The following is a 12,066-nucleotide window of genomic DNA, read 5'->3' as shown; positions in this document are numbered from 1 at the left end:
AATAGATCAGATTAAGGGCTTTCAATTCAGTTTGAAGGCCCTTTATTTTGAATAAAATTTTAAAGTATTACCATTATTATTGGGCGAAAATGTGTATTTTGGTATTCCGTTTTTAAATAAACGGATACCATGAAGTAAAAACTAAAAGTTATGGATACACCAAATTACAGAATGCCTTTCGTGCCGTCTACTTTAATGACTGAAGGCGGAAGTATCGATACCTGCGATATGGGGGAAAGTATTGCCCACAATATTATGCTGCTGATCACCACCAAAAAAGGGGAAAACAGATATGATGAAAACTATGGAAACGATGTCTGGAATCTCGAATTCGATAATGGAGTCACAAGTGCCATCTGGGAAAGCGTTTTTATCAAAAGCTTAAGGAGACAGATTCAGGAATATGAACCAAGAATCGTAAACCCGCAGATTGATGCTCACATACAGTTTGTAGAGCACAGTTATGATACTAAAGAACACACCGAAATTAAAAAGAAAGTAAGAATTGCCATCAATGCAAAAATGGAAGAAACAGGAGAGCGTTTTAGTTTTTCCACAGAATTGTTTCTAAGCCCGATGTCTATTGATTAATATTTTTAACAGCGAAAGAAAATTATGAATTTAGATCAGAATATTTATTCCAAAGAATCTGTAAAAGCAAGAATGCTGCAAAATGCAACTAAAGTATGGGGATTGAAAAGTCCACAGTCTTTAGATCCTTTTGTAAAACTGCTGATAGATGCATTCAGTACAGAAGTTTTTAAAGCGAATAATGAAATACAGACGGTGAATGCCCGTATATTGGAAAAACTGGCAAAACTGCTTACACCGTCCATCTATACACATCCTATTCCGGCTCATTCTGTAGCTTTTACACAGCCTTATGAGTCTTCCGAAATTTTATTGGAACACACGGAATTTTTCTTCCGTAAACAGATGACCTCCACTGTAAAATCAGAATCAGACAAGCAGCTGAACATTCCTTTTACTCCTGTAGGAAATGTAAGAATCAATAAAGTTCACACTTCCATCATGTTTGTAGGAAATACGTGTTACAGCATTGATGACAGATTTAATAAAATTCCTATTGCAAGATTCCAGGGAAAACCTGAAGATTACAGAAAAATTACCATTGGAGTAGATGTAAGCAAATATATAAGTGAAAACTTTCCAAAATACCTGAGTATATTCTGCTCCAACACGGCTTTTGAGCACCTTGATTTCGTATACAAATTATTGCCATACATTACGGTAACAAGTAATGGCAACCCTCTTTTTGTAAGAGAAGGATTAAGCTATGTTACAGAAAACCAAAATGATGGTTACGAGCAGATGTTCAAAGAACAGTCCATCAGAAATAAGGTGATTGAGGATATTAAAAGTATCTATCGCCATAAATTTATTGAAGTAACAGGAATTTCTCAAAGTCTGTTTTCAGAACCCGGACAGCTTCCACAGAACCTTGATTTTCTTTCCGGAAAAGAAGAGATCACAAAATTTCTTGATAGTAAACAATATCTATGGCTTACTTTTGAGTTTCCACCACAATTTTCAGCAGAAATCCTGGATAATTTTTCCTTTGTTCTGAATGCTTTTCCGGTATACAACAGAGGCTGGAAAAAAACAGAGTACAGCCTGGATATCATGGGGAATAATATCCCCTTGGTAACAGATGAAGGGGAACACTTCCTTTACGTAGACGAAGTTCAGGACGGTGATGGAAGAAAGTACACCGAAATCCCTTTCACTCCGGCTGATGATCTTAAAAAAGGGTTATACACAGTAAGAAAAGGAGGAATGGAACGCTTCACCAGCAGAAATGCTGTTGATATGATTGCCAATGTTCTGGAACTGACAAGAGACGAAATTGCAGCATTTTCCCTTTTGAACAGAGACAATGTAAAAGGCGTTCTAAGCGAAATGTCCGATAAAATGAAATCCATGGTACAAAAAGTAAACAATGCCAAAAGGAGTATCAGACAAGAGCTGAACTACGTGATCATGGAGCCTGTTGAAAAAACAGATCATACCTATGCTGCTTTCTGGGTAACTCATTGTACGCTTGCCAATCATATGCGTCCCGGAACTGAACTTTCCAATCAGTTGAAATCTCAGACCGTAGTGTTGCTTACCGAAACATTAGGCGGAGCTGAAGAGCAGAAAGGGACAGACAGTATTCAGGCTTATAAATATGCACTCACGACCAGAGATAAGATCATTTCTTTGGAAGACGTTAAAAATTACTGCCGCATGATTCTGAAAGATGAGGTAAGAGAAGTAAGGGTAAGAAGAGGCACCATGATCAGCAACAAACCAAAAGAAGGTTTTGTAAGAACTGTTGAGGTAGAAATTATTCCTCAGAATTATTCTTTCTACGGAAGGGCGTATTGGGAAAATATGGCCAATATCATCAGAAACCAGATTATTGCCAAAGCCATCGACGGAATTGAATATATTGTAAGAATTAACAATGAAGATGTTGATTTTCAGGATATATAAATCATTTTAAAAATAAAATCAATTTAAAATATAAAATGCCGTACCCACTACGGCATTTTTAATGTAATAATCAGAATCACAATTCAATGAAAAAAATATCTTTTTTGCTGCTGCTTATCCTTTTCGGAGCCCATTTGAAAAGCCAGACTATTCAAGAGCTGAGAAATAAGATCAATCAGATTATCTCTACAAAAAATGCAACTGTTGGAATATCTTTAAAAGGAATAGAAGATAAAGATACGCTCAGCATCAACGGAAATAAAGAAACCCCGATGTTGAGTGTTTTCAAATTTCATATTGCCTTAGCTGTTTTGAATCAGGTAGATAAAGGAAAATTAAAACTTAATCAAAAATTCTTTATTAAAAAAGAAGACCTTTTGCCTGATACCTGGAGCCCAATCAGAGAAGAATATCCTCAGGGAAATATGTATCTTACATTAGATCAATTGATAAGGTATACGGTTTCCCATAGTGATAACAATGGCTGTGATATTTTGCTGAATATCATTGGCGGAACAGAGACCGTGCAGAAATTCATTAATCAACAGGGAATTAAAGATTTTACAATAAAAGTAAACGAGAAGGAAATGGCATCCTTCGAAAAATGCTACATAAATACCACAACGCCCTTGGCAACCACGGAACTTTTAGAAAAATTCTATAAAGGAAAAGTGCTGAAAAAAGAATCTACAAAATATCTGTATCAGGTAATGGTAGAAACCTCACGAGGACTTACCTGGATGAAAGCGGGATTGCCTGTAGGTACAGAGTTGGCTCACCGGACAGGAATTTCCGGAAGAAACGAAAATAATCTACGTGCAGCAATGAATGATGTGGGAATTATAAAGCTTCCTAATGGAAAGCACATCGTTTTATCCATTTATCTGAAAAATATCAATGAAGAAATGACAGATACGGAAAAAATCATTGCAGATGTCACCCGCGCTGTCTGGGATTACTACACGCGCAAATAAGTTGGTAATATGAATTATGAATTATGAATTATGAATTATGAATTATTCTTTTTCTAAACATCAATAGAATGGGTTGTTATCCTGAGCCTAGTCGAAGGGAGCCCATTTTTAATTTTTAAAACAAACCTGCTGGCTTTAGCCAAAACCTAATTACCTGAAATCAAAACTAAATAATATCTTATTCAATCCATTAACAAAACCTAAGAATTTTTTATGAAACTTTTATCCCTTTTATATTCAAAAAAAGTCTATAAAATTTCGTATTTTTGCACGTTGTGATTTTCAGGCAAAGTCACTCCAAATTATGAGCAAATCAACAGAATATATAGAAGTTTACGGAGCCCGTGAACACAACCTAAAAAATATCAATGTAAAAATTCCACGCAATGAATTGGTCGTAATTACAGGCCTTTCCGGAAGTGGAAAATCGTCATTGGCTTTCGACACTATTTTTGCGGAAGGCCAGCGTCGTTATATCGAAACATTCTCTGCTTATGCACGCCAGTTTCTAGGCGGGCTGGAGCGTCCGGATGTAGATAAAATTGAAGGACTTTCTCCGGTGATTGCTATAGAACAGAAAACAACCAATAAAAACCCGCGTTCTACTGTGGGAACGGTTACCGAGTTGTACGACTTTCTGCGTCTTTTATATGCAAGAGTTTCGGATGCTTACTCTTTATCTACAGGACAGAAGCTGGTAAGCTATACTGAAGATCAGATCCTTGAAACCATCAAAGAAAATTATAAAAAAGAGAAAATCATGCTTTTGGCGCCAGTGGTGCGTTCCAGAAAAGGACATTATCATGAGCTTTTTGTACAGATGGCTAAAAAAGGCTACGGACAGGCAAGAATTGATGGAGAACTGCAGGATATTGAATATGATTTAAAACTTGACCGTTATAAAACCCACGATATCGATATTGTGATCGACCGTTGGATTATCGGGGAGAATGCCTCAGAAGGCAGAATGGAAAAATCATTGCGCACCGCGATGGATATGGGTGAAGGCATTATAGGAATTCAGAAACTGGGGAGTACAGACATTGAATATTTTTCTAAAAACCTGATGGATGCAGAAACAGGACACTCTCTGGCGCTGCCTGAACCCAATACTTTCTCATTCAACTCTCCAAAAGGAAGCTGCCCGAACTGTAAAGGTCTGGGAACTATTAAAAAGATCAATACCGATTACTTTATAGACAATCCGAAACTATCCATCAACCAGGGAGGATTGTTGCCATTGGAAGATATCAAATCCAACAAATGGATTCTGTCACAAATTAAAAATATTCTTGAAATCTTCGGATTGGGATTAACAACGCCGTTGCAGGATATTCCGGAGGAAGCACTGGATTACATTTACAACGGATGTCACAAAGAATTTAATAAAGACCTGAAATATGCGGGAATTACTAAGAAAATAAAGATTGGTTTTGATGGTTTGATCGCTTTCATGGAAGAAATTATCGATGAAAGAGAATCCTACGAAGCCATTTTATTGGAAAGACATTTTACCACAGAAGAAACCTGCCCGGAATGTCACGGAACCCGTCTTCAGCCTTCAAGTTTAAGCTTTAAAATTGACGGAAAGAATATTGCTGAGGTTAACGGATTAAGCTTAGCAGATTTAAAAGACTGGTTGGCTGATGTTAAAGATAAATTCTCGGAAAAAAATAAAATCATTGCTCACGAGATCTTAAAAGAAATTGAAACCCGACTTCAGTTCCTGCTGGATGTAGGGTTGGATTATTTGAGTTTGAGCAGAAGTTCAAAAACCCTTTCAGGAGGAGAGTCACAGAGAATTCGTCTGGCAACACAGATCGGTTCGCAATTGGTGAATGTGTTGTATATCCTTGATGAACCAAGTATCGGGCTTCACCAGAGAGATAACGAAAGACTGATCCATTCCCTGAAAAACCTGAGAGACATCGGAAACTCTGTTTTGGTAGTAGAACATGATAAAGACATGATTCTTGAAGCCGATGAGGTGCTGGATATTGGTCCGAGAGCCGGAAAATTCGGTGGAGAAATTCTTTGGCAGGGAAAACCAAAAGACCTGTTAAAAGCAGATACCATCACTGCTCAATACATCAATGGAAAAAGAAAAATCGCAATTCCTGAAGAAAGAAGAGCAGGAAGCGGTAAAAATATTGTTTTAAAAGGAGCTACAGGAAACAACCTTAAAAATGTAACCCTGGATATCCCTCTTGGAAAACTGGTAGTGGTAACCGGAATTTCAGGAAGCGGAAAATCTTCCCTGATTAACGGAACATTATATCCGATCCTCAACAAACATTTCTACAGAGCGGTTCAGGAGCCGTTACCCTACAAAAAGATTGAAGGGCTGGATAATATTGATAAAATTGTAGATGTAGATCAGACTCCAATCGGAAGGACGCCACGTTCAAATCCTGCTACGTATACCGGAATGTTTACCGATATCAGAAACCTTTTTGCCGAGCTGCCGGAAAGTAAAATCCGTGGTTATAAACCAGGCCGATTCTCTTTCAATGTAAAAGGCGGAAGATGCGAAACATGTCAGGGTGGAGGATTGAAAGTAATCGAAATGAATTTCCTTCCGGATGTATACGTACACTGCGAAACATGCAACGGAAAACGTTTCAACAGAGAAACCCTGGAAGTTCGTTACAAAGGAAAATCAATTTCTGACGTCCTAGATATGACGATTGATGAAGCGGTAGATTTCTTCCAGCCGATTCCTAAGATTTTTGCGAAAGTGAAAACATTACAGGATGTAGGTTTGGGATATATTACCCTTGGACAACAATCGACGACTCTTTCCGGAGGTGAAGCGCAACGTATCAAGTTAGCAACCGAACTGGCGAAAAGACAAACCGGAAATACCCTTTATATCCTTGATGAACCAACAACAGGATTGCATTTTGAAGATGTAAAAATCCTGATGGATGCCATCAACCAACTGGTAGAACTTGGGAATTCATTCATCATCATCGAACATAATATGGATGTCATCAAATTAGCAGACCACATTATTGATGTTGGTCCGGAAGGTGGAAAACACGGCGGACAGATCGTAGCACAGGGAACTCCTGAGGAAATTGTGAAATCTAAGAAAAGCTTGACAGGGAAGTTCTTGAAGAGGGAACTGGAATAAGTATTCATAAAATTATATGGCATTTTGTAACTCTGAAATAATCTAAATAATTTACATTAGGATATTGATCAACTTTTAATTTAAAAATCAAGATAATAATTGGCTAAACTCATCAGGTTTAGCCATTTTTATACTTAAAATGAACTTCCAATATTAAATTTTCAATTATTTTTAAAATTTATTACACTGATATTCAGTGTTTTATATTTTAATGTTAACTCAATGTTAACTGAATGTAAAATTAATATGAATTATTTTTAATAACTTTGGGTAAGAGATACAAAATAAGGTTAGTATAATATTTAAAACCAAATAGTTATGAAAAATAAAATTCAAATATTGATCGCCTCACTTTTCGTTTGCGGATTTGCTGCTGTTTTGAACACTGCTAAAGCTCAGACTACAGATCATAATACCATTCAGGAAATTCAGTTGAACAAAAGTGAAACGTTTAACGATATAAGAAATAAACTGGAAGCCAATTTTGACCTTACCAACCCTGATTACAAACAGGGAACCGTAAATTCCGTGGTAAAATTTGATATTGCAAAAAACGGGAAAATTGTAAATGTTCATTCCAGCGGAGATTGCAAAACCGTAAGCAAAGAAATTGAAACCGTGTTAAGCGATCTTGACTACAGAGTAGACCGTAAAAAACTGACTGATAATATGGTTGCCTACACTTACGTAATGCCTGTGACAGTAGAGATCCACAACAGATAGTATTTACTGCATATTATTCAATAATGTGTGAATAATGAAAACTTATCCCATGAAGTTATAATAAACAATAGAATATAAGATTTTAATTTTGGGCTACCATAAAATTAAAACTATATGAAAAATTTAAAGAAGCTGACAAAATCAGAGTTGAAGTCAGTGAATGGAGGAGAACCTGTAAAATACTGTACATTTTGCGAATGGGCGAATAAAGTAATTTGCAGCGAAATTCCAATCGTTCAGTGCCCTTAAAAATAAAGCCGCTTTTATCAGCGGCTTTTCTACTGTTGTGAACTTTGAACAAATTCTGTTAATCTGGCTTTAAGATCTTTAGAATTTCCTATTGGATCAAAAGTAACATTATCTACTCTTCATCCTTTATCTGTCCATAAAATATTTTTTACCAATCACAAAAATCGATACATTTGAGTAGATAAAAAAATTGTGAATCCTATTCTTAACGTTGCCGTCCGTTCCCTCTGCGTTTACCTTTTTATGGTAATTGCTATCCGTTTATTTGGTAAAAATCAGCTTTCCCAGCTTAATGCAGGGGATGTTGTATTACTGCTGTTAATTTCAAATGCTGTTCAAAACGCAATGGTAGGTCCTGATACCTCTCTTCAGGGCGGAATTATTGCGGCATTGGTTTTGTTTGTTGCTAATTTTGTTTTGAAAAGGATCATGTTTTCCAGCCGCTCCTTTCAGACTCTTATGGAAGATGAGCCGGTTATTTTGATCAGAGATGGAGTTGCTGATCAGGCAGCCCTGAATCGGGTAAAAATCACCGAAAGCGAATTGGAGGAAGCTATAAGAGAACACGGAATTGAAAAAATAGATAATGTAAAGCTTTCCGTTCTTGAAGTGGACGGAAATATCAGTGTTGTTTCTCAGGATGAAAAGAGTAAACAGACTCACTATTCAAGAATTAAAAGAAAAATTAAAAGAAAATACCATTAAACAAGATGAATTACGAACTAAGAGAAATGCTTCCCAGTGATGAGCCCAGAGTCCTTGAGATTTTTAAGCAGGGAGTAGACGGCGGTATTGCAACTTTGGAAACAGAAGTCCCTACAGCTGAAGCCTGGAGCATGGAATATTTTAACGACTGCCGTTGGGTGCTGGAAAATGACAATAATGAAGTAATAGGATGGTGTGCCCTGAAACCAGTCAGCAAACGGGAATCTTTTAAAGGAGTCGCAGAAGTAAGCATTTATTTTGATAATGAATACCAGGGAAAGGGATTGGGTTCCGTATTGCTTAAAAAGATAATTTTGGATAGCGAGGATCACGGATTCTGGACATTACAGACCAACATCTTCTCCGAAAATGAAATGGCCATTAAATCTCATCAGAAAAACGGTTTCAGAATGGTAGGTGTCCGAAAAAAAATCGGAAAGCTCAACGGGGAGTGGAAAGATCTTATCCTGATGGAAAAAAGAAGCGAAGTCATTTAAAAAATTATAAATGATGAATGATGAATGATGAATTTGTTTGATAAGCACACTAATCCGTTGTTACAATAAGGATACAATGCATCCGGCCAGGTAAAGAAAGTGTATATTTATGACGATTGCGGGCATCATTACAAAGGTAAAGGCCGTGATCATGGACATCACAGATAAAAAGAAAAGCACTGAAATTTTTTCAGTGCTTTTTTATGATTAGTTATAATCGCGATTTTTTGGGATTAAGGAAAGTATTAAAGACCATAACTTCCTGTCCAAACTTTTTCTCAATTCTTTCAGAAATATTTAAAAGTTCACTTTTAATAAAGTCTTCACGCAATTCTTCATTATCAAAAATTAACAGGAGATTATAATTTTTGCCTTCCTCGATAAAGTCACTGTGAACCTCGGAAAGAATATATTTGTTGACATCCATCAGGTTTTCAGTCATCAGAACCAGTGTTTCATCAATATAATTTTCCCATTCTTCCAGATTATCTTTTGTGCAGTGGAAAGTTAAACTTAATACGCTCATTTTTTTATGAATTTTTAAGATTTTTTGGATAAATTCTACCACAAAAATCGGCATTTTTTTCGTAAATTAGCCCGTTAATAAAAATTGGAAATAAATAATTTTCAAACCTACAGCTAAGAGTTTGAATATCATTACAATAAAATTTGTTTATGCAAAAAGAAGGAGAAAGACTGATTCCTATCAACATTGTTGATGAAATGAAGTCGTCTTATATCGATTATTCGATGTCCGTTATCGTTTCAAGAGCGTTGCCGGATGTAAGAGACGGCTTGAAACCCGTTCATAGAAGGGTACTTTATGGTATGTATGGACTAGGGGTATTTTCTAACAGAAAATATTTGAAATCTGCGAGAATTGTTGGAGATGTATTAGGTAAATATCACCCGCACGGAGATTCCTCTGTATATGATGCTATGGTAAGAATGGCACAGGATTGGAGCTTACGTTATCCTCAGGTAGACGGACAGGGTAACTTCGGTTCTATGGATGGTGACCCGCCGGCAGCAATGCGTTACACCGAGGCAAGATTGAAAAAAATCTCTGATGAGGTTCTTTCAGACCTGGATAAAGAAACAGTTGATTTTCAGAATAACTTTGATGACAGTTTACAGGAGCCGACAGTAATGCCGACTAAAGTTCCCAATCTTTTGGTCAATGGTACTTCAGGTATTGCAGTAGGTATGGCCACGAATATGGCGCCTCATAACCTGTCAGAATCCGTAGATGCAATCTGTGCTTACATTGATAATAAAGAAATTACGATTGATGAGCTGATGCAGCATATTATTGCACCGGATTTCCCTACAGGGGGTATCATCTATGGATATGACGGAGTAAGAGATGCTTTCCATACAGGTAGAGGCAGAGTGGTTTTAAGAGCTAAGGTGAATTTTGATGAAATTGGGAACAGAAACGCTATCATCGTTACTGAAATCCCTTATCAGGTAAACAAAGCTGAAATGATCGCCAGAACAGCAGAGCTTGTTAAGGACGAAAAAATCCCTGGAATTCATGAAATCAGAGACGAATCGGATAGAAAAGGACTTCGTATTGTTTACGAATTGAAAAACGATGCTATTCCGAATGTTGTTCTTAACCTATTATATAAATATACAGCACTTCAGACCTCTTTCAGTGTAAACAATATTGCATTGGTACACGGAAGACCGGAACAGCTGAACCTTAAAGATATCATTCATCACTTTGTAGAGCACAGACATGAGGTAATTGTAAGAAGAACTCAGTTTGAGCTTAAAAAAGCCAAGGAAAGAGCACACATTCTTGAAGGATTCATGAAAGTGATCGGAACTCAGGATTCCCTGGATAGAGCAATCTCTATTATCCGTCACAGTGCCAACCCTCAGGCAGCGAAAGAAGGCTTGATTGAGGCTTTTGAACTTTCAGACATTCAGGCTCAGGCAATTCTGGATCTTAGGTTAGCTCGTCTTACAGGAATGGAGCTTGATAAAATCCGTGATGAATATGATGCAATCATGAAAGAAATTGCAAATTTGGAAGATATCTTAGCAAATGAGCCAAGAAGATTCCAGATCATCAAAGATGAACTGATAGAAATCAAAGAAAAATACGGAGACGAAAGAAGAACTGAAATTGATTATTCAGGAGGAGAAATGTCTATTGAAGATATCATCCCGAATGAATCTGTAGTTCTTACCATCTCTCACGCAGGATACATCAAGAGAACTTCGCTTTCAGAATATAAAATTCAAAGTAGAGGTGGGGTAGGTAACAAAGCCGCAACAACAAGGGATTCCGACTTCCTTGAATATATTGTTTCAGCAACAAACCACCAGTATATGCTGTTCTTTACCGAAAAAGGAAGATGTTACTGGCTGAGAGTATTTGAAATTCCGGAAGGCTCCAAAACAGCAAAAGGAAGAGCAGTACAAAACCTTATCAATATTGAACCGGATGATAAGATCAAGGCATATATCAGAACCAACAACCTTAAGGATTCCGAATATGTAAATCAAATGAGTGTTGTGATGGTGACCAAAAACGGGACCATCAAAAAAACATCATTGGAAGCCTATTCAAGACCAAGAGTAAATGGAGTAAATGCTATCGAGATCAGAGATAATGACCAGTTATTAGGAGCTTACCTTACCAATGGAACATCTCAGATCATGATTGCTACTAAAAATGGTAAATGTATCCGTTTCCCTGAAGAGAAAGTAAGAGAAGTTGGTAGAGGATCGATCGGGGTAAGAGGTATTGCCATGGAAGACAATGATGAAGCTATTGGTATGATTGTTGTGAACGATGTGGAAAACGAAACAGTTCTTGTAGTATCTGAAAAAGGATATGGAAAAAGAACTGCAGTAGAAGACTACAGAATTACCAACAGAGGAGGAAAAGGAGTTATTACTCTTAATATTACCGAAAAAACAGGAAATCTTATTGCTATTCAGAACGTAACAGACGAAGACGGATTGATGATCATCAACAAATCCGGTGTTGCCATCAGAATGGGAATGGATGAAATGAGAGTAATGGGTAGAAATACTCAGGGAGTAAAACTGATCAACCTGAAGAAAAATGACGAAATTGCAGCCATTGCAAAAGTAGAAATGGATAAAGATGTAGAAGAAGATTCTGAAGAACTTGAAGAAACAGAAGAAGGAGTTGTAGGATCGCTATTTGATAACCAGGAAAACGATGAGGCACCTCAGGCTGAAAATGAAAATTCCGCAGAGGAAAATGAGAATTCTGATTCTGAAGAATAAATTGTACAAT

Annotated in this window: 10 protein-coding genes; 9 read left to right on the top strand and 1 reads right to left on the bottom strand. The window is 36.9% G+C overall.

What is annotated here, in order from left to right:
• The first annotated feature begins 150 nt into the window (after positions 1-150).
• From C8D70_RS02315 to C8D70_RS02280, 8 genes are all read left to right on the top strand, one after another.
• Positions 151-591 carry a GPW/gp25 family protein gene (locus tag C8D70_RS02315; RefSeq protein ID WP_002979175.1) on the top strand — a complete coding sequence of 147 codons (441 nt, stop codon included), beginning with the start codon at positions 151-153 and terminating at the stop codon, positions 589-591.
• A 24-nt stretch (positions 592-615) separates the two neighbouring features.
• Entirely contained in the window at positions 616-2,499 is a 1,884-nt protein-coding gene (locus tag C8D70_RS02310; protein WP_110366256.1) for a type VI secretion system baseplate subunit TssF, read from the top strand.
• A gap of 86 nt (positions 2,500-2,585) precedes the next feature.
• The gene (gene bla, locus C8D70_RS02305) at positions 2,586-3,473 is read left to right on the top strand and encodes a class A beta-lactamase, subclass A2 (RefSeq protein ID WP_110366255.1); all 888 of its coding nucleotides are present in this window, start codon (positions 2,586-2,588) and stop codon (positions 3,471-3,473) included.
• A gap of 304 nt (positions 3,474-3,777) precedes the next feature.
• Positions 3,778-6,609, top strand: a complete 2,832-nt coding sequence (gene uvrA, locus C8D70_RS02300) for an excinuclease ABC subunit UvrA (RefSeq protein ID WP_110366254.1) — start codon at positions 3,778-3,780, stop codon at positions 6,607-6,609.
• 318 nt (positions 6,610-6,927) lie between these two features.
• Positions 6,928-7,332 carry a hypothetical protein gene (locus C8D70_RS02295; protein ID WP_076594607.1) on the top strand — a complete coding sequence of 135 codons (405 nt, stop codon included), beginning with the start codon at positions 6,928-6,930 and terminating at the stop codon, positions 7,330-7,332.
• Between the two features lie 114 nt (positions 7,333-7,446).
• Positions 7,447-7,581 carry a bacteriocin-like protein gene (locus C8D70_RS02290; RefSeq protein WP_076594608.1) on the top strand — a complete coding sequence of 45 codons (135 nt, stop codon included), beginning with the start codon at positions 7,447-7,449 and terminating at the stop codon, positions 7,579-7,581.
• Between the two features lie 192 nt (positions 7,582-7,773).
• A complete protein-coding gene (locus tag C8D70_RS02285; protein ID WP_110366253.1) occupies positions 7,774-8,286 on the top strand; it encodes a DUF421 domain-containing protein in 513 nt (170 codons plus the stop codon).
• 5 nt (positions 8,287-8,291) lie between these two features.
• Positions 8,292-8,783, top strand: coding sequence for a GNAT family N-acetyltransferase (locus tag C8D70_RS02280; protein WP_076594610.1), 492 nt, complete (start codon positions 8,292-8,294; stop codon positions 8,781-8,783).
• Between the two features lie 211 nt (positions 8,784-8,994).
• On the opposite strand, the gene C8D70_RS02275 is transcribed toward C8D70_RS02280, so the two are convergent.
• Entirely contained in the window at positions 8,995-9,309 is a 315-nt protein-coding gene (locus C8D70_RS02275; RefSeq protein ID WP_076594824.1) for a DUF4286 family protein, read from the bottom strand.
• A gap of 149 nt (positions 9,310-9,458) precedes the next feature.
• On the opposite strand from C8D70_RS02275, the gene gyrA reads away from it, so the two are divergent.
• Positions 9,459-12,056 (top strand): DNA gyrase subunit A, encoded by a 2,598-nt coding sequence (gene gyrA, locus C8D70_RS02270; RefSeq protein WP_076594611.1) that lies wholly within the window; start codon positions 9,459-9,461, stop codon positions 12,054-12,056.
• Positions 12,057-12,066: the final 10 nt, after the last annotated feature.

The sequence above is a fragment of the Chryseobacterium sp. CBTAP 102 genome, from assembly GCF_003201365.1.
In the GTDB taxonomy this organism is placed as follows: domain Bacteria; phylum Bacteroidota; class Bacteroidia; order Flavobacteriales; family Weeksellaceae; genus Chryseobacterium; species Chryseobacterium candidae.
Note: the sequence above shows the minus strand (reverse complement) of the source record. Positions and strands in the feature narration are given on the sequence as shown.